The organism is Aliiroseovarius sp. S253, assembly GCF_049800855.1.
Lineage (GTDB): Bacteria > Pseudomonadota > Alphaproteobacteria > Rhodobacterales > Rhodobacteraceae > Aliiroseovarius.
Window position 1 is genome coordinate 22,474 of record NZ_JBNAFW010000001.1, and the last position, 17,988, is coordinate 40,461.

A 17,988-nucleotide genomic window follows, 5' to 3' on the forward strand; every position below is an offset into this window, starting at 1 on the left:
CTATTCCCCTGAGACTAGCTGGATATCACTCGCCTTAATCAGGAGTAATATGAGCAAAAATGTTGTGGAAATCAAACACTCCTGTGTCGCACGTTGAAACAATCGTCTAGCTGAGGCACAACTGGCGACAAGTAAGCACGAGGGCATCAAATTGATCGAGCTGGAACAGGTCGCCTATGGCTATGGCACCGGGACGTTATTGTCGGGTGTCACTATGTCACTGGCGCAAGGATCGTTTCACTTTCTGACAGGACCCTCTGGGGCCGGTAAAACCACATTGATGAAGCTGTGCTATGGCGAGCTGGTCGCCGAGCAGGGCACTGTCGCGTTGTTTGGCCAGAACGTACGGACGATGCAGCGCGATGACGTGGCCGAGATGCGCCGCCGTATCGGCGTGGTGCATCAGGATTGCCAGTTTCTGGATCACCTCAGTCTGGCAGAGAATATCATGCTGCCGCTGACGGTGTCGGGCCGATCCTTGCATGACCCATCCGAGCTGCAAGAGCTTCTGGCTTGGGTTGGACTGGAGCAGCAGGCCCATGCCAAGCCACCTGAGCTGTCCGGCGGTGAGCGCCAGAGGGCAGCGCTGGCGCGTGCTGTGATCATGTCACCGGATGTGATCTTGGCGGACGAGCCCACGGGGAACGTGGACTGGGAAATGTCGCTGCGCCTTTTGCAGTTGCTGGTCGAGCTGAACCGCATGGGTAAAACCGTGATGATTGCCACCCATGACATGAACCTGATCCGCTCGGCCAAATCGCAGGTGCAGGCGCGGGTTTTGCGGATTTCGAACCATCAGGTCACGGCAGCGGGGGCAAATCTGTGAAGAACTTTCTGCCTAATCTGCTTCGATTTCTTTCTGGGGATGCGCAGGCTGATCGCGTGGTCCCGCCAACCGGGTTCACAGCACGCCTGACGGTGTTTGCCTCGGCCGCGATGGCGTTTCTGGCTGTGTTTGCCTTGGCGCTGTCTCTGGCGACCGGGCGTTTGGCCGATCGTTGGGGCGATGCGCTGGCTAAAAGTGCCACGATCCGCATTTCAGCCCCGGCTGATCAGATGGACGCCCAGCTTCTGGCCGTGACCGAGATTTTGGCGACCACCCCCGGCGTGAAAGAGGCCCGCCCTCTGGGCGAAGATGAGCAACGCGCTCTGCTCGAGCCTTGGTTCGGTCCAGATTTGCCGCTGGATCGACTGCCGATCCCGCGTCTGGTTGAAGTGATCGAGGATGACGAAGGCTTTGACGCCGCCGGGTTGCGTGCCCGGTTGGCGGGCGAGGCCCCCGGTGCCATTCTGGATGACCATGCGCGTTGGCGCGAACCATTGGTGAAAGCTGCCAAGCGTCTGCGTTCGTTGGGATGGATCTCGATTGTTCTGATCACGACGTTGGCTGGTGTGGTGATCACGCTGGCGGCCTCGGCGGCATTGTCCGCCAACGAACAAGTTATCCGCGTGCTGCGCCTGATCGGCGCGCGTGACAGCTATATCGCCCACGCCTTTGTGCGCCGTTTCACGTTGCGTGCGTTTGGCGGTGCGGCTGTTGGCACCATTCTGGGCGCACTTGCGCTGTTCCTGTTGCCCTCAGCAGGGGCTGAGGGCGGCTTCCTGACCGGGCTTGGTCTGCAGGGCTGGCAATGGCTGTGGCCCGTTCTGATTCCACCTTTCGCGGCTTTGGTGGCTTTCCTTGCGACCCGTCAGGCCGCCCTGACAACCTTGCAGGAGAAACGTTGATGCGGAACGCAATTCAATGGCTGCGCTCGCTTCTGTTTATCACTCAGATGTACATCATGTTGCCGATTGTGGGCTTTCTGGGTGTGCCACTGGTTTGGATTAAACGCGACAACGCCTTCAAAGTGATTCACTTCTATTGCAACTGGGTCCGCTGGACCGCGTCTTGGATGATCGGGCTGAAAAGCGAGATTCGGGGCGAGGTGCCAACCGGCGAGGTGCTGGTCGCGGCGAAACACCAGTCGTTCTTTGATATTCTGCTGCTGGCCTCTGTCCTGCCGCGTTTGAAATTCATCTATAAAAGCCAGCTGAAATGGGCGCCCATCATTAACATCTATGCGGTCTATACCAATTCGGTGCCAGTGAACCGGGGCAAGAAGGGCGCTGCGATCAAGCAGATGGTTGCCACCGTGAAAGACGGGCAATCGACACCCGGTCAACTTGTGATCTTCTCGCAGGGGACACGCGTCGCGGCGGGGGCCAAGAAGCCCTACAAGGTTGGCACAGGCGTTCTGTACAAGGAAACAGGGCAACCCGTTGTTCCCGCGTCAACCAATGTGGGCGTGTTCTGGAAGCGCCACGGGATCATGCGCTATCCGGGTCTTGCCGTGCTCGAATTCCACGACCCGATCGAGCCGGGGCTTGAGCTGGGCGCGTTTATGGAACGGATCGAGGATGTGGTGGAAAGCGGCTCGGACGCGTTGATGGAAGAGGCTGGATTTAAGCTGGAGGGATGATGGACTTTATCGAGACAACCGAAGACTTGGAAGCACTTTACGGAACGCCCGGAGAGGCGTCTCTGGTCAAAGTTGCCGATCATCTAACGCCTACCTATCGTGCCTGGATCATGGCATCCCGCTTTTGCATTCTAACGACCGTCGCGCCCGAGGGGACCGATGGCAGCCCGCGCGGCGATGATGGCCCGGTCGTGCTTGAGCTGGATGAGCGACATCTAGCGCTGCCCGACTGGCGCGGCAACGAACGCATAGACAGCTTGCGCAACATCGTGCGCGACCCGCGCGTGTCTTTGATGTTCATGGTGCCCGGTTCAAACAATGTCGTTCGCGTGAATGGCGAGGCAAAGCTGACTGCGGATCCAAACCTGCGCGTCCGGTTCGAGAAAGCCGGAAAACAGCCTCGGACTGTGGCCGTGATCCGGATTCACGAGGTCTATTCCCAATGTGCCCGTGCCATCATGCGCTCGAAGATCTGGAGCGCCGGCGATGAAAGCGCAGGCTTGCCCAGTGTGGGCGACATGTTGAAAGAGATGACGTCCGGCGAATTCGACGGGGCCAGCTATGACAAGGAATGGCCAGAGCGCGCGAAAACGACGCTGTGGTAGCCGTCAGGCGCTGAACTGCTCATAAGCTTCACGCGCCTTGGCGCTGTAGGCCAGCGACGGGCCGCCGCCCATATAGGTCGCCATGGCCAAGGCCTCGTTCAGTTCATCAAGCGTGGTGCCCAGACGAACCAGTGACCGAACGTGAAAGCCAATGCAGCTGTCGCAGCGGGTCGAGATGGCAATACCAAGGGCGATCAGTTCTTTGGTTTTCTCGCTCAGCGCGCCGTCAGTCTTGGCGGCTGTTCCCATCTGACCAAAGCCCTTCATTGTGGCCGGAACGTCCTTGGCTAGATGTCCAATATTGCCTTCGGTTTCTGCAAGAAATGCTTTCCAATCCACGGGGTACCCTCCTGATGTGTGGTTCCCGTGAATATTGTGGATGTGGGGCGGGCTTCCAACCCGCCGCACGAAAGCGTGATCCGGGTGTTAGGCCGCCAGACCTTTCGAACCCATCTTCAGGAACTTCTCGCGGCGTTCTTTCAAAAGCGCGTCGCCGTCTTGGCGTTTCAGAAGTTCTTTCAGCTCGGCTTCGATGGCGCTGCCGACCGCGGCGATGGTTTCATCGCGACCGCGCTGGGCACCGCCCATGGGTTCGGAGATAATATTATCAATGACGCCCAGCTGCTTCAGGTCCTGCGCGGTCAGGCGCAAGGCTTCTGCGGCTTCGCGCATCTTCTCGGAGTCTTTCCACAGGATCGAGGCACAGCCCTCGGGCGAGATCACCGAGTAAACCGAGTGTTCCAGCATCATGACCGAGTTCGCGGTCGCCAGCGCAACCGCGCCGCCAGAACCGCCTTCACCAATGATGACGGAAACAACAGGAGATTTCACGTTCAGGCAGCGTTCGGTTGAGCGGGCGATGGCCTCGGACTGGCCGCGCTCTTCCGCGCCTTTGCCGGGATAGGCGCCGGGGGTGTCGACAAGCGCCACGATGGGCAGGCCAAAGCGGTCAGCCAGATCCATCAGGCGGATCGCTTTGCGATAGCCTTCGGGGCGGGCCATGCCGAAATTGCGTTCGATGCGGGTCTTGGTGTCGTGGCCTTTTTCCTGACCCATGACGACGACCGGGATGTCGCCGATGCGGCCCAGACCACCCATGACCGCGTGGTCATCGGCAAAGTTCCGGTCGCCAGCCAGCGGCGTGTATTCAGTGAACAGCGCGTTGATGTAATCGCGGCAATGCGGGCGCTCGGGGTGACGGGCCACTTGGCATTTACGCCACGGGGTCAGCCCCTCGTACAATTCTTTCAGAAGCTTGTCGGCTTTGGCGTCCAGCGCTTGCGCCTCGCCTTCGACGTCCATCTCTTCGTTGTTGCGGGCAAGCGCGCGCAGTTCTTCTGCCTTGCCTTCGATTTCAGCCAGCGGTTTTTCAAACTCGAGATAGTTGGTCATGGGCCTGCCTGATTACACAATGTTCATGACTATATGACGCTTGGGAAGCGGCTTTGCAACGGGGCGCGAAAATCCAGATTGCCCAAAATGTAGATTCCAGCGACGGGATTCATCTGCTCGCGCGTTTGTTAATTAGATGGCCGCTTCGGCCGATTTGATTAAGCCGCGCACTGAATGCGAAGGGAGCAGACGAATGACACAAGCCATATTCTCACGGCGAAGCGCCTTCAGGGCATTCACGGCCAGCTACCTGGTTTTGTTAATGACGCTCAGTTTTGCAGTGGTTGCTACGTCGGAAGCGCTGATCGGTCTGTGATGATCCTGGTAGATGCGAGGGCGGCGACAGGCTGTGCCGCCGCCCTGCGAGTTTAAGAAACGCCTGCGATCTCTAGCAGTTTGGTAAACTGTTCTTCGGTCAGAACGTCGCGCCAATGGTCGGCGCAATTTGACCGCATCATCACCAGCTTGACCTCGTTTACGCCGATCTTGTCAGCGATGGCCTGACGCTCTTCGGTGGGTTTGCCGTCGACGATGGCTTGGCGCAGCGCTGCACGCAGCTCAACCGTTTCGGCCTCAAGCGCCTTGCGATTGGCAGGCATGGAGGCGACCCAGTTTTTTACATCCGCGCGCTGTTCGTTGTTCAGCTCTAGCAGGTCCATGTTTTTGGCAAGGAAGCCAGTCAACTGAATGACTGGGCGCGACAGCCCGGTTTGCGCCGGGTTGGACGGTTGCATTTGCGCCAAGGCAGCCCCCGACAAACCAAGGGTGAGGGCGGTGGCAATAAGCAGCGGTTTCATCAAGGAACCTTTCAGATTGGGATGCGTCCCCAAACAGGCCTCGTCATGACCCGCGCCCAACTTAGTCTTCACAGCGTCATTGGCCATGCGACCAGTTGACCTGCCATGATTTAACCTGAACACAAAAAAGCCCCGCGAGAACGCGGGGCCAGTCGGGGTCTGTTCGTGAATTGATTTAGCTGCCGGCGATCAGCTCGGCTTGCGCCACGATCACCTCGGCTTGCTTGATCGACGCGATGTCGACCAGACGACCTTTATAGACAGTTGCGCCTTCGCCATTGGCTTTTGCCTGTTCCATGGCTGCAAGGATCTCGCGGGCTTCTGCGACGGCTTCTTCCGACGGGGTGAAGACCTCGTTGGCCAGCGCGATCTGTTTCGGGTGGATGGCCCATTTGCCAACCATGCCCAGCGTCGCCGAGCGTTTGGCCTGCGCGATGTAACCCTCGTCGTCCGAGAAGTCGCCGAACGGTCCGTCGACCGGCAGGATGCCGTGTGTACGGCAGGCGGCGACGATGGCGGCTTGCGCCCAGTGCCACGGGTCCGACCAGTGCTTTTCACCTTCGCGCATCATGTAATAGTTTTCTTGCGTGCCGCCGATGCCGGTGGTCTGCATACCCATCGAGGCAGCAAAGTCAGCTGCACCCAGCGACATGGCCTGCAGGCGAGGGCTGGAGGCGGCGATGGCTTCAACGTGCGCGATACCGGCAGCCGATTCGATGATCACTTCGAAGCTGACGGGCTTGGTGCGGCCTTTGGCTTGTTCGATGGCGGTGACCAGTGCGTCCACGGCATAGACATCTTCGGCGCAGCCGACTTTCGGGATCATGATCTGGTCGATGCGGTCGCCAGCTTGTTCTAGCAGGTCCACAACATCGCGATACCAATAAGGGGTGTCGAGGCTGTTGATGCGCACCGACATGTATTTGTTGCCCCAATCAATGGTGTTCAGCGCTTCGATGATGTTGGCGCGGGCGACGTCTTTGTCGGACGGCGCCACCGAGTCTTCCAGATCGAGGTTGATCACGTCAGCGGCTGAGGCCGCCATTTTCGGGAACAGCTTGGTGTTCGAGCCCGGGCCAAACAGTTGGCAGCGGTTCGGGCGGGACGGGGCGGCAGGTTGCAGTCGGAAGGACATAGCGGGCCTTTCGGTAATGATGTTGCGATTTCTTGGGTGCAATCGTTATTAAATTGCTGCGCTGCCCGCAAGGTTATTCTGCGCGCGCAGCATGGGCGGGTGGATTCTGAGGTAAGTCGTCATTGTGTCGAAGAAAATTGCGCAAATTTGGCAAAACGTCGAAAGAATTTGTGCATTTGCCGTGTCACGAGGGGAGTTCGCAAGAAAATCCGCCGATTAATCATCAAAATGACGCGAAGGATATTCCAACCACTCATCGAAAGGGCCACGGCCATGATCAAGACTCCGTATCTTTTGTTCCTGGGCGACGCGCCCGATCAACTGGCAGCTAAAGTGGCCATCGGCATCCGTGACTGGCGCCCTGACAATGCCGTGGGCCAATTCCGGATGGAAGGCTGCGGTGCAGATCTGGGGCTGACCGACATGACGTTGGAGGAAGCCAAGGCAGCCGGTGCCAAAACGCTGGTCGTTGGCGTGGCCAACCGTGGCGGTGTGATTTCTAAAGAGTGGAAAAAGGTGCTGGTGACGGCGCTGGAAGAAGGGTTCGATCTGGCCTCGGGCCTGCACAACTTGTTGCGCGACGAACCTGATCTGGTCGCCGTTGCCGAAGCCACCGGCCAAGAACTGCACGACGTGCGCATCCCCGAGGTCGAGTACCCGATCGCAAACGGCAAGAAACGCACCGGTAAACGCTGCCTGGCTGTGGGCACCGATTGCTCGGTCGGCAAGATGTATACGGCCCTGTGCATGGATGCTGAAATGCGCAAGCGCGGCTTGAAGTCGACCTTCCGCGCAACAGGCCAGACAGGCATCCTGATCACCGGTGACGGTGTGCCTTTGGACGCTGTGATCGCGGATTTCATGGCAGGCTCGGTCGAGTATCTGACGCCGGACAATGATGAAGATCACTGGGATCACATTGAGGGTCAGGGTTCGCTGTTTCACGTGTCCTATTCGGGCGTGACCATGGCGCTGATCCACGGCGGCCAGCCGGACGCTTTGGTCTTGGCGCACGAGCCGACGCGTGAGCACATGCGCGGTCTGCCGGAATATACCCAGCCGTCGCTGGAAGCGCTGCGCGATATGGCACTGGGTCTGGCCAAGGTGGCGAACCCGGATTGCCAAGTGATTGGTATCTCGGTCAATACGCAGCACATGTCGGATGACGACGCCAAAGCCTATCTGGCGAAGGTCGAAGCCGATATGGGCCTGCCGGCAACCGATCCGTTCCGCTATGGCGCGGGCAAGCTGGTGGATGCGCTGGAAGCCATCTAAGCTTTGAAGGCGGACCGGGGGCCAGCCCCCGGACCCCCGGGATATTTTTAGTAAGAAAATGAGGGCAGGCGCGTGGAAATCTCAGTCACTCCGGACGTGTTCAAACTGGCGCAGGTGTTCACCATTTCGCGCGGATCACGGACCGAGGCGAAGGTTCTGACTGTTCGGGTGCAGGATGGCGATCATGTGGGCTGGGGTGAATGTGTGCCCTATGCGCGCTATGACGAGACGCTGGACAGCGTGACGGACGAAATCATGGGCCTGCCTGCGGATGTGACCCGCGCGGCGCTGTATGAGTTGCTGCCTGCTGGTGCTGCCCGCAATGCTGTAGACTGCGCGTTGTGGGATTTGGAAGCGAAGCGTGCAGGTAAACGCGCGTGGGAGCTGGCCGGATTGTCCGCGCCGGGCCCTGAGATCACCGCCTATACCCTGTCGCTAGCTGAACCTGCCGAGATGCAGGCGCAGGCCGCCAAGAACGCATTCCGCCCGCTCTTGAAGATCAAGTTGGGCACACCGGATGACATGCCGCGTCTGGAAGCTGTGCGCGCTGGAGCGCCGACCTCGCGTATCATCGTGGACGCCAACGAAGGCTGGTCTGCCGAAGTATATGCCGATTTGGCCCCGCATCTGGTGCGCTTGGGCGTGGATCTGGTCGAGCAACCTTTGCCTGCGGGCGAAGACGATGCGCTGATCGGAATGGATCGCCCGGTGCCGGTTTGCGCTGATGAAAGCTGCCATGACCGCACCAGCCTGCCCAAGCTAAAGGGCAAGTATGATGTGGTTAACATCAAGCTGGACAAGACTGGCGGATTGACCGAGGCACTGGCCCTGCGTGAGGCCGCATTGGCCGAGGGCTATCAGGTGATGGTTGGCTGCATGGTTGGCTCAAGCCTTGCCATGGCACCCGCGACGCTGGTCGCTCAGGGCGCAATGGTTACCGATCTGGATGGGCCGCTGCTGCTGGCCGAGGATCGCGACACGCCGCTTCTGTTTGACGACGCGGGCGTGCACCCGCCTAGCGCTGCGCTCTGGGGCTAATGTCAGCCGCGCCCTGCAATCTGGGTCAGGAAGACGCCCAGCCCCATCACGGATATCCCAGCCACGCGCCAGAAGGTAAGCGGTACAGTCTGTGCACCGAACAGCCCGAAATGGTCGATGGCGGCGGCAGAGATCAATTGGCCGATCAGAATAAAGAACACCGCGTTGCCGACGCCGAAGGTGGGCGCAACCCATGTGATGGTCAGCACGTAGAAGGCCACAAGGCAGCCCGCAAAGAACAGGTGCGGCGGCGATCCTACCGCGCCTTTCAGCGACGCGCCCGACATCAGGAACACCACGCCGGTGGTCAGAAACGCCACCACGAACAGGATCAATCCCGCCGCAATGGGCGACCCCATGCGCTGCCCCAAAGCGGCATTCAGTGCTGCAAGAACCGGAATGCCAATCCCGGCGGTCAACATGATGGCGGCGGATTGCGTGGCGCTGGGCATGGGGTTTCCTTTGACTCTGGCGTCGGTATTTGTATCAACACCCCAAACAGGAAATGCCGCGCGGGTCAAATGGCCCGCAGCGTCACATGAAGGAGACCTGACATGACCCGCACCGTTTACGTAAACGGAGAGTACCTGCCCGAGACCGAAGCCAGCGTCTCGATCTTTGACCGTGGTTTCCTGTTTGCGGACGCGGTGTACGAGGTGACCAGCGTTCTGAATGGCAAGCTGATCGATTTCGAAGGTCACGCCGTGCGTCTGGCGCGTTCGCTGAATGAGCTGGGGATGGAGAACCCGATCTCGAAAGAGGATCTGCTGGAAGTCCACCGCGAGCTGGTGCGAGTGAACGAGATCGACGAAGGTCTAGTCTATCTGCAGATCTCGCGTGGCGCCGACAGTGACCGTGATTTCGTATTCCCGGACCCCGAGAAGGTGAAGCCGACCGTGGTTCTATTCACCCAGAACAAGCCGGGTCTGGCCGCAACTGTGAAGCCGATGAAGGTGATCTCGATCGAGGACATTCGCTGGGGCCGTCGCGACATCAAAACGGTGCAGCTGCTGTACCCGTCTATGGGCAAGATGATGGCAAAAGCGGCTGGCGCAGACGATGCGTGGCTGATCGAAGATGGTTTCGTGACCGAGGGCACGTCGAACAACGTCTACATCGTGAAAGACGGCAAGATCATCACGCGCGGCCTGTCCAACGACATCTTGCACGGCATCACCCGTGCCGCCGTTCTGCGTTTCGCCGAAGAAGCCCAGATGGAGATTGAAGAGCGTAACTTCACTATTGAAGAAGCGCAGAATGCGGATGAAGCCTTCTTCACCTCGGCCTCGGCCTTCGTAATGCCGGTTGTGGAAATCGACGGCAAAGCGCTGGGCGACGGTGCGCCGGGCAACGTGGCCTTGCGTCTGCGCGAGATCTATCTGGATGAGAGCCTTAAGAAGGCCGTCTAAGCCAAAAGGTATCGAATTCCGAAGGGGCTGCAGACGCGGCCCCTTTTTTGTTGAACGGTTGCGTGCTGTTTTACAGCTTCAAAGCCGCAGCGACTTCGGCAGCGAGGGCACGTACTTCGTCTGTGGCAGGCCCAGTCCGTTTTGCTTCAATCGCACCCAGACCACGGCCCAGCGCTTCAGCATAGATCACCCTGCTGGACAGGGACGACTGCAACGGTTTTGCTCCAAGCTCGGCCACCGATTCGGCGACTTGTTCGCCAACCCGCGTTCCGTTGCGTGTGCGGTTCATGACAACGTTCGTTGGTTTCCCAGCCCGGTCCGCCAAGTCCAGAACGTCATTGGTCGCCCAAACATCGGCCTTACTGGCCGAGACGGGGACCAGCACCAGATCCGACTCAGCCAGGACCCAGCGGACGTCGCTGTCGGCTTTCGGGGGGGTGTCGATCAGAACGACATCGGCCTGTTCCTTGACCCCACGAATGGCGCGCGAAATCCCATAGGCGGTCGCGGTCGCGAACTGAAGGTTTTCATCCTCGCCCAGCGTTTCTTCACGAATATCCAACCACTTACCAAGACTGCCTTGGGGGTCCGTGTCCAAAAGGGCCACGCTTTTTCCCTCGGACAGGAACGCGATGGCTAGGTTGGATACGAGCGTTGTCTTGCCCGCGCCACCTTTTTGCTGCGCCACGCAGATGATCCGACTACTCATGCGTCAAGCCTCCAAATGCTTTTTCTGCGGTGCAGCATACCACTTGGAGGGGAGAATGGCGATAGGACTATAATGTCGCGCTTTTCCGTTATCCCAGCCGGAAGCTTGTCGCGGTGACGCCGCCAAAAATGCCTTCTTCGTGATAGGTCACGGTCGAGACGTCATTCTCAGCCGCACCCAGTGCCACGAAGATCGGGGCAAGGTGATCCTCTTCCTTGTGGGCGATCCGGGCGGAGGGAGCCGTTTCCCAGTTAAGCAGCGCTTGTGTGCGCTTTTCAGTGTCGCGCAGCATCACGTCATTCAGCCAAGTATCAAACTCGGTCGACGGTACGCGCGCGCCGGGGCCGAAATTGCGCAGATTGTGATAGCTTAGGCCGGACCCGACGATCAGCACGCCTTCGTCCCGCAGGGGCGCAAGGGCGCGTCCTAGGGCGAAGTGGGCGGCTGGGTCGTATCCATGCTGAAGCGATACTTGATAGGTCGGCACGTCCGCTTCGGGATAGATCACCGCCATGGGCGCAAACACCCCGTGATCAAACCCCTGTCGGTCATCCAAATGCGTGGGCAGACCTGCTGTCTCGATCAGATCAGCCGTGCGTTGGGCCAGTTCGGGCGCGCCGGGGGCGGGGTAGGTGATTTCATATGTGTGGGGCGGAAAGCCGGTATAGTCATAGACCATCGGCGGCGTGTTCGAGGACATCACGGCGAAATCCGTCGTTTCCCAGTGACCAGAGATCATCAAGACCGCTTTGGGTTTTTCCGGAAGTTCTGACGGCATGGCGGCGAGCGAGCGTTCCAACTGGGCAAAGCTGCGACGCATCTCGGGCAGCCACGGCCACGGGCCACCACCATGTGAAATGAAGTATGTGGGCATGCGGGTCATATCAGGTCCTTTCGTTGGAGCTTAGATAAGACCCGCGTCCTTTTTGGGTAACCGGAGCGTGCGAACACCCGGTCTGCGTATTTGCACAGGACGCTTACGACTTGTCCGTCACGTTTTCTTTGAACGCCACCGCGAACTCGGCCTGCTTTTCCGGGCTGGCGTCGGTTTGATAGTTTGCCTTCCACTCGGCCATGGTCATGCCATAGAACGCCTCACGCCCTTCGTCCTTCGACATCTCGATGCCGCGTTCGTTGGCGGCTTCCTGATACCAGCGGGCAAGGCAGTTGCGGCAGAAGCCGGCCAGATTCATCATGTCGATGTTCTGCGCGTCGGTGCGGTCTTCCATCAGGTGCTTTTGGAGGCGGCGAAAGGCTGCGGCTTCGATCTCGATACGGGTCTGGTCGTCCATGTGGGTCACTCCTTAGAGAACGTCTTTGGCATAGGAAGGGCTGAGGTCTTCGACGTCAACTGACAGGTTGGCGATCTGCGGTAGATGGGTGCGCATGGTGGTCAGGATCAGACCTGCTAGCTCGGTTTTCACCGCCTCGGACCGGCCGGGAAGCAGTGCGAATTGCGCGTGGGCAAAGCTCTGCGCCTCGCTACCCATGACCGCATAGGCAGTTTGCAATGCACGGATTTTGATCGAGGCGGGATTGGGAATGGCGTCATGGGCCGAAAGCGTATCTAGCAGCGCCTCGCACAGCGATTGCATGCCCAGATCAGCTTCGCCCGTATATTCTATTCGGATATGTGGCATGTCAGAGCCCCGTTTCTGCCAAGGTTTCCATAAGGACTGGTGCCAGCCGTTCAGCCCAGGCGCGCTGTTGCGCTTCGGTCTCGATCAGGTCGTTTCGGATCTCGATCAGCACATTCGGGCGTTTTTGCACAACGGCGTGGCGATCGATGGAATCGCCATCCAAGTGGCCGCCGTAAGGTTCATTTTCACCAACGCAAAGATCGGGGTCCTGCTCCAACTTCTTAATCAGAGGCGTCGCGATGCGACTGTCTTTCTCATGCAGCACGGCAACGTGCCACGGGCGCGGATCGCGGCCATTCAGTTGCGGGGTATATGAATGCATCGCTACGATCACCGTGTGGTCGTGACGGGCGGCCAAATCTGCCAGAGCGTTGTGATACGGGCGGTGGAACGCATCCAGACGGCGGGCTTTTTCTGCCGCGTCCGCGTTGCGGTTTGCAGGGATTACCGTGCCATCATACAGTTTCATCAGCAGCGTTGGATCATCCTCGCCCCGGTTGGGGTCGATCACAAGGCGCGAGAAGTTGGACAGGATTGCGGGTGCATCCAGAAGCTCTGCCAAATGGATGCTAACCCCGGCGGCACCAATGTCATAGGCGATGTGGCGGTTCATATCTTCGGGCGCGATGCCTAAATCACCGCCGCCAACGCAGGTGGGTACGGTATTCGCGGCATGGTCACATGTGATCAGCCAGCGCGATGGCCTGTCTGGCCCGTGAACATGGAATGGAGTGTATGTCATCTTGGCGTTGTTTTTCTGTTTCATATCCCCTTTAAGCGAGGTCAAAGCCAAGCGCCAGTTGTCAGCGCTAACATTTTGCGGCATAGGTCACCTGACCCCGCGTAAAAAACGAAAGAGAGGTGCGCCGTGAGACGCCATCGTAATGTCAAGATCGTCGCAACCCTTGGCCCGTCTTCAAGTGACTACGATACCATTCGGGCGCTTTTCGAAGCCGGAGCCGATGTGTTTCGCATGAATATGTCCCACGGCACCCATGAAGAACAGCGCGCGCGCCATACACTGGTACGGCAGGTTGAGAAGGACCTGGATCGTCCGATTGCAATCTTGGCCGACCTTCAGGGGCCGAAATTGCGGTGTGGCGTATTTGCGGCCGGCGCCGCTGACATCGAAGAGGGGCAAGAGTTCCGCTTTGATCTGGACGAGGCCCCGGGGGAAGGCCATCGCGTCTGTCTGCCGCATCCCGAGATTTTCGCAGCGTTGGAACCCGGATCGACCCTGTTGGTGAATGACGGAAAGCTGCGGTTGAAGGTCAAAGAATGCGGCCCGGATTTTGCCGATTGCGAGGTCGAGGTCGGTGGAACGATCTCCGATCGCAAGGGCGTGAACGTGCCTGACGTGGTGCTGCCCTTGGCAGCCCTGTCCGATAAGGACCGCGCGGATTTGGAATTTGCCTGTCAGCTGGGCGTGGACTGGCTGGCGCTCAGCTTTGTGCAGCGTCCCGAAGACGTGCACGAAGCGCGCGAATTGGCACATGGCCGTGCAGCGGTCCTGTCGAAGATCGAAAAACCCGCTGCCGTGGATGCATTTGGTGCAATCCTTGAGGCCTCGGATGGGATCATGGTTGCCCGGGGTGATCTTGGCGTTGAGCTGCCCGTTCATGCTGTTCCGCCCATCCAGAAGCGCCTGATCCATTCTTGCCGCCGCGCGGGTAAGCCGGTCATCGTAGCCACTCAGATGCTGGAAAGCATGATTGAAAGCCCGATGCCGACACGGGCCGAGGTCTCGGACGTAGCGAACGCCATCTATGACGGTACCGATGCTGTCATGTTGTCCGCCGAAAGCGCTGCTGGACAGTATCCGGTCGAGGCCGTGTCCACCATGAATGCCGTCGCCATCGAGGTCGAGAACGATGACATCTATCGCGAACAGGTCGAGGCATCGCGCGTCGCCAGCCGCAGCGGTGTGAATGATGCGATCGTGGCCGCAGCGCGCGAGATCGCAGAAACGACGGACATCAAAGCCATCTGCTGTTTCACGCAATCGGGCACCACCGCCCTTTTGACTGCCCGCGAACGCCCGCGTGTGCCGATCGTGGCGCTGACACCTTTGCGCGGCACCGCCCGCCGTCTTTGCCTGTCGTGGGGAACCAATTGTTTTGTCACCGCGGGCGCGGTCGAACGTTTCAAGGCGGCCGTCGTCTCGGCTGCGCGTGCGGCCAGAAGCTCGGGCTTTGCGGAAGAGAACGACCAGATTGTTGTGACTGCGGGTGTGCCCTTCAATGTGCCCGGTACGACAAATATTCTGCGTGTAGCGCCCTGTGATGAAAGTCTAATCTACGCAACCTAACTAAATTGGGCTATACTAAGTATGTTACGTACAAAGTTGGCTGGATTTGATGGAGGTTCCGCGTGACATATGACACGTATTTTGTCGTTGGGCTTTTCATTCTGGTGTTGTCTCTGCCTGCAATCGTAGGGGCTTTGCGCCGGGGGCACGCACCACGCGCTGCTTCTATCATGCTGCTGATCGGTGGTGGCTTGATCGTTGTGGCAATCGGGGCAAAGCCGAATGCCTATTCGATCAGCACAATTCCATATGTAATCGATTCCGTTCTCAATCATTTCATGGCCTATTTTAAGGCCTGAATTGAACGGTATTCCCTAAGAAGAAAACGCTTGCGAGTCGGGCAATCTGCCCCTATACGGCCAACTTCATGTGCGCGTGGGCTAATGTGGCATGCCCGCCGTGCATTAACGTAACCTTTGATTGGAGACGAAAATGCCCAAGATGAAGACCAAATCGAGCGCCAAGAAGCGCTTTAAGGTTTCCGCGACCGGCAAGGTCATCGGAGCCCAGGCTGGTAAACAGCACGGAATGATCAAACGGACGAAGAAATTCATCCGCAACGCACGCGGTACGACCGCTCTGTCCGCCCCCGACGCTAAGATCGTCAAGGGCTACATGCCCTACGACCGCTAAGAGGAGATACTGATATGTCCCGCGTTAAAGGTGGAACCACAACTCACGCCCGTCACAAAAAAGTCGTCAAGGCCGCTAAAGGCTTCTACGGCCGTCGCAAGAATACCTTCAAGGTAGCGCGTCAGGCCGTCGACAAGGCGAACCAGTATGCAACCCGTGACCGCAAGAACCGCAAGCGCCAGTTCCGTGCGCTGTGGATCCAGCGTATCAACGCTGCTGTCCGTTCGCACGACGAAAGCCTGACATACTCGCGCTTCATCAACGGCCTGAACCTGGCTGGTGTTGAAGTGGACCGTAAGGTTCTGGCCGATCTGGCCGTTCACGAGCCCGAAGCATTCGGCGCGATCGTTGAAAAAGCACAGGCTGCTCTGGCTGCCTAAGCCTGATCACAGCAAAGAATTCAAAAGCCGCGAGGGGACACCTTCGCGGCTTTTTCATTTGATGATGCGGATTTGCCGCTGAGACTTGTGATATCTTCCCAAGTGGGGGCGCTGGTCAACTTAACATTGCGAAGGTGTTCAATCTCAGTAGTTTGCCAGTTGTCAGTGTATTTAGGGGCAAACCTATGTTGAGGCGGATATCGGTCGACGGTCTTACAATCTTTGTGGCACTAGGTGTGCTGGCATTTTTTGTGTCCAAGCATAGCGTCTATTTTCACGATGACGCCTATATCACTCTGCGATATGCGCGGACCTTTGTTGAAACCGGGTTGATCCAATGGAACCCCGGTGAATGGGCAGAAGGCTATACAAGTTTTCTGCATGTGGTGGTGTTAAGCTGGTTCATGCGGCTTGGCTTCACTGCGATTGCTGCGGCGCAACTGGTCAATGCCATTGCGGCCTTTGTGCTGCTTGTGATGACAGCGGTTTCGGCGCACGCGGTGCTGCCCGGTCGGGAGAACTGGCTTGGGCGGGCGTTGACCGTATTGACCGTTGCGAGCTCGACGCCGATCGCGCTTTGGGTGCTTGGAGGACTCGAAGCAGTCGTCGTCGCGGCATTTCTTGCCAGCGGGCTGGCGGCTTTGTTGACCTATCTGCGATGGCCTCATTTCGGTCTGCTGGTGTTGGCAGCTCTTGCCTATTCTCTGGCTGTTCTGACGCGGCTGGATGCTTCGGTCTTCATTGCGGGTTCAGGGCTAGGGTTGCTGGTCGCCAGTTCCGAGGCTCGGCGCACCCGTCTCATTGCTGCTGTGATCGTTGTTGGCATCCCTGCTGCGGTCTCTTTCATTCAGATGGGAATCCGTTGGCAGATCTACGGAGAGCTGTTTCCCCTGACATTCTATGCGAAGACTGATCTTCCCTTGTCCGAGAAGCTTGTGAACGGAATTGGTTATCTGGGACGCGTAATGATCTTGGTCCCGACGCTGGGAATTGCCTTGGTTGTCGCGGGCTTTATGTGGAGACGCGCGCAATTAAGCATGGCTGTGAAGTTCCTGCTCAGCGCCACGATTTTGCAACTGCTCTATATCTGTTGGGCGGGTGGGGATCATATGCCTTGGGCGCGGATGCTGGTGCCTTTGATCGCTCCGCTCGCTTTGCTGCTTCTGGCAAGTGTGTCGATGATGGCCCTGCGGACAAGGAACACGGTTATTGCGGCCTCGGCCCTTGCTGCATTGGTTGTGGCGCTGGCTGAGCCGCCGAAGCTTCGGGATCGCGCAGCCCATTTCGGCGAGATCATCGGACATCATATCAACAGCACTTGGCCAGAAGGCATTACGATTGCCCTGAACACGGCGGGATCAACCCCGTTTGTTGCGGGCCAGAATCGTACCTTTATCGATATGTTGGGGTTGAACGACCCGATTATCGCAAAGCGCAGGAATGTCCCACTGCTGACAGAGCGCCAGAATTGGCCGGGTCATGCGAAAGGGGATGGTGCCTATGTTCTGTCCCGCGCGCCGGATCGGATCATTGTCGGGCCCGCTCATGGTGTGGATGTCTCTGAGGCGTGGTTCCTCTCTGGAAAAGAGCTGGAGCTTCTGCCCGAGTTTGCCAGATGTTATCAACGGGTGGTCGAGCCGGTTTATTACTCTGAAGAACTTGCCAAGCTTGGTGACGATGCTCCGAACCCCCTGCGTTTCCTCTATTACACGCGCGTCTGTCCTTAGGGGTTCGACCTGGCCTGCCGGGGAAGTGCTGAAAATTTTCGGACGCATTGTCGATTTTGCCGATCCCCAAACGTCTGGTACACAGAAAGGCATAGACCTTTCCCAACTGATGAAAGGAAAACTGATGCAATTTATCTGTTTGATTTATAATGCCGAGGACAATGGCCCTCAGCCCGGTTCGGACGAGTTTGGCCCCTATATGCAGGCCTATGTGGACTACACACAGGAAGTGCAGGACGCAGGCGTGATGGTTGGGGGCGAAGCGCTGCAGCCTGTCGCAACATCCACCACCGTGTCTGTGCGTGATGGCAAGACCGAGATTGTGGATGGCCCCTTTGCTGAAACCAAGGAACAGCTGGGCGGTTACTATATCCTCGACTGCAAGGATCTGGACGAGGCGCTGAAATATGCCGCTAAGATCCCCGACGCGAAATACGGCCGGGTTGAGGTTCGTCCGGTTATGATCTTCGACTGATCC

At 58.4% G+C, this 17,988-nt stretch carries 23 protein-coding genes; 13 read left to right on the forward strand and 10 right to left on the reverse strand.

Annotation, left to right across the window (positions count from 1 at the left end):
* Positions 1-151: 151 nt before the first annotated feature.
* From ACP15F_RS00115 to ACP15F_RS00130, 4 genes are read left to right on the forward strand one after another with little or no spacing between them, the layout of a single operon-like run.
* Positions 152-826 carry a cell division ATP-binding protein FtsE gene (locus tag ACP15F_RS00115; RefSeq protein WP_424938831.1) on the forward strand — a complete coding sequence of 225 codons (675 nt, stop codon included), beginning with the start codon at positions 152-154 and terminating at the stop codon, positions 824-826.
* Positions 823-1,728: a cell division protein FtsX gene (locus tag ACP15F_RS00120; RefSeq protein WP_424938832.1), complete on the forward strand. Its 906-nt coding sequence runs from the start codon at positions 823-825 to the stop codon at positions 1,726-1,728. The genes ACP15F_RS00115 and ACP15F_RS00120 overlap by 4 nt, the downstream gene beginning before the upstream one ends.
* Positions 1,728-2,462 (forward strand): lysophospholipid acyltransferase family protein, encoded by a 735-nt coding sequence (locus ACP15F_RS00125; RefSeq protein WP_424938833.1) that lies wholly within the window; start codon positions 1,728-1,730, stop codon positions 2,460-2,462. The genes ACP15F_RS00120 and ACP15F_RS00125 overlap by 1 nt, the downstream gene beginning before the upstream one ends.
* Positions 2,462-3,067: a pyridoxamine 5'-phosphate oxidase family protein gene (locus tag ACP15F_RS00130; RefSeq protein ID WP_424938834.1), complete on the forward strand. Its 606-nt coding sequence runs from the start codon at positions 2,462-2,464 to the stop codon at positions 3,065-3,067. Before ACP15F_RS00125 ends, ACP15F_RS00130 begins: the two co-directional genes overlap by 1 nt.
* 3 nt (positions 3,068-3,070) lie before the next feature.
* Here ACP15F_RS00130 and ACP15F_RS00135 read toward each other — a convergent pair whose 3' ends face one another.
* From ACP15F_RS00135 to ACP15F_RS00150, 4 genes are all read right to left on the reverse strand, one after another.
* Entirely contained in the window at positions 3,071-3,406 is a 336-nt protein-coding gene (locus tag ACP15F_RS00135; protein WP_282181755.1) for a carboxymuconolactone decarboxylase family protein, read from the reverse strand.
* An 87-nt stretch (positions 3,407-3,493) separates the two neighbouring features.
* Positions 3,494-4,459 (reverse strand): acetyl-CoA carboxylase carboxyltransferase subunit alpha, encoded by a 966-nt coding sequence (locus tag ACP15F_RS00140; protein WP_424938835.1) that lies wholly within the window; start codon positions 4,457-4,459, stop codon positions 3,494-3,496.
* Positions 4,460-4,827: 368 nt separating this feature from the next.
* Positions 4,828-5,256 (reverse strand): hypothetical protein, encoded by a 429-nt coding sequence (locus ACP15F_RS00145; protein ID WP_424938836.1) that lies wholly within the window; start codon positions 5,254-5,256, stop codon positions 4,828-4,830.
* 175 nt (positions 5,257-5,431) lie between these two features.
* Positions 5,432-6,391, reverse strand: coding sequence for an L-malyl-CoA/beta-methylmalyl-CoA lyase (locus tag ACP15F_RS00150; RefSeq protein ID WP_246938125.1), 960 nt, complete (start codon positions 6,389-6,391; stop codon positions 5,432-5,434).
* A gap of 273 nt (positions 6,392-6,664) precedes the next feature.
* Here ACP15F_RS00150 and dgcN point away from each other — a divergent pair, with 273 nt between their 5' ends.
* Entirely contained in the window at positions 6,665-7,666 is a 1,002-nt protein-coding gene (gene dgcN, locus ACP15F_RS00155) for an N-acetyltransferase DgcN (protein WP_424938837.1), read from the forward strand.
* Positions 7,667-7,738: 72 nt separating this feature from the next.
* A complete protein-coding gene (gene dgcA / locus ACP15F_RS00160; RefSeq protein WP_424938838.1) occupies positions 7,739-8,704 on the forward strand; it encodes an N-acetyl-D-Glu racemase DgcA in 966 nt (321 codons plus the stop codon).
* Between the two features lie 2 nt (positions 8,705-8,706).
* Here the strand turns inward: dgcA and ACP15F_RS00165 are convergent, their stop codons facing one another.
* On the reverse strand, positions 8,707-9,156 hold the full coding sequence (locus ACP15F_RS00165) for a DMT family transporter (protein ID WP_424938839.1): 450 nt from the start codon (positions 9,154-9,156) through the stop codon (positions 8,707-8,709).
* A gap of 102 nt (positions 9,157-9,258) precedes the next feature.
* Here ACP15F_RS00165 and ACP15F_RS00170 point away from each other — a divergent pair, with 102 nt between their 5' ends.
* The gene (locus tag ACP15F_RS00170; protein ID WP_424938840.1) at positions 9,259-10,113 is read left to right on the forward strand and encodes a D-amino-acid transaminase; all 855 of its coding nucleotides are present in this window, start codon (positions 9,259-9,261) and stop codon (positions 10,111-10,113) included.
* Between the two features lie 70 nt (positions 10,114-10,183).
* Here the strand turns inward: ACP15F_RS00170 and parA are convergent, their stop codons facing one another.
* The 5 genes from parA to ACP15F_RS00195 form a co-directional block, all read right to left on the reverse strand.
* Positions 10,184-10,822, reverse strand: a complete 639-nt coding sequence (gene parA, locus ACP15F_RS00175; protein WP_424938841.1) for a ParA family partition ATPase — start codon at positions 10,820-10,822, stop codon at positions 10,184-10,186.
* Between the two features lie 88 nt (positions 10,823-10,910).
* Entirely contained in the window at positions 10,911-11,705 is a 795-nt protein-coding gene (locus tag ACP15F_RS00180; protein WP_424938842.1) for a DODA-type extradiol aromatic ring-opening family dioxygenase, read from the reverse strand.
* A 94-nt stretch (positions 11,706-11,799) separates the two neighbouring features.
* The gene (locus ACP15F_RS00185) at positions 11,800-12,114 is read right to left on the reverse strand and encodes a DUF1244 domain-containing protein (RefSeq protein WP_424938843.1); all 315 of its coding nucleotides are present in this window, start codon (positions 12,112-12,114) and stop codon (positions 11,800-11,802) included.
* A gap of 12 nt (positions 12,115-12,126) precedes the next feature.
* On the reverse strand, positions 12,127-12,462 hold the full coding sequence (locus ACP15F_RS00190) for a 5-carboxymethyl-2-hydroxymuconate Delta-isomerase (protein WP_424938844.1): 336 nt from the start codon (positions 12,460-12,462) through the stop codon (positions 12,127-12,129).
* Position 12,463: 1 nt separating this feature from the next.
* Entirely contained in the window at positions 12,464-13,204 is a 741-nt protein-coding gene (locus tag ACP15F_RS00195; protein WP_424940913.1) for an N-formylglutamate amidohydrolase, read from the reverse strand.
* A gap of 126 nt (positions 13,205-13,330) precedes the next feature.
* Here ACP15F_RS00195 and pyk point away from each other — a divergent pair, with 126 nt between their 5' ends.
* The 6 genes from pyk to ACP15F_RS00225 all read left to right on the forward strand — a co-directional run bounded on the left by pyk (position 13,331) and on the right by ACP15F_RS00225 (position 17,985).
* On the forward strand, positions 13,331-14,770 hold the full coding sequence (gene pyk, locus ACP15F_RS00200) for a pyruvate kinase (protein ID WP_424938845.1): 1,440 nt from the start codon (positions 13,331-13,333) through the stop codon (positions 14,768-14,770).
* A 62-nt stretch (positions 14,771-14,832) separates the two neighbouring features.
* Entirely contained in the window at positions 14,833-15,069 is a 237-nt protein-coding gene (locus ACP15F_RS00205; RefSeq protein WP_424938846.1) for a hypothetical protein, read from the forward strand.
* A 133-nt stretch (positions 15,070-15,202) separates the two neighbouring features.
* Positions 15,203-15,403, forward strand: coding sequence for a 50S ribosomal protein L35 (gene rpmI, locus ACP15F_RS00210; protein ID WP_424938847.1), 201 nt, complete (start codon positions 15,203-15,205; stop codon positions 15,401-15,403).
* A gap of 14 nt (positions 15,404-15,417) precedes the next feature.
* On the forward strand, positions 15,418-15,783 hold the full coding sequence (gene rplT / locus ACP15F_RS00215; RefSeq protein ID WP_108855191.1) for a 50S ribosomal protein L20: 366 nt from the start codon (positions 15,418-15,420) through the stop codon (positions 15,781-15,783).
* 251 nt (positions 15,784-16,034) lie between these two features.
* Positions 16,035-17,510: a hypothetical protein gene (locus tag ACP15F_RS00220; protein WP_424938848.1), complete on the forward strand. Its 1,476-nt coding sequence runs from the start codon at positions 16,035-16,037 to the stop codon at positions 17,508-17,510.
* A gap of 124 nt (positions 17,511-17,634) precedes the next feature.
* Positions 17,635-17,985, forward strand: a complete 351-nt coding sequence (locus ACP15F_RS00225) for a YciI family protein (protein ID WP_424938849.1) — start codon at positions 17,635-17,637, stop codon at positions 17,983-17,985.
* Positions 17,986-17,988 lie beyond the last annotated feature (3 nt).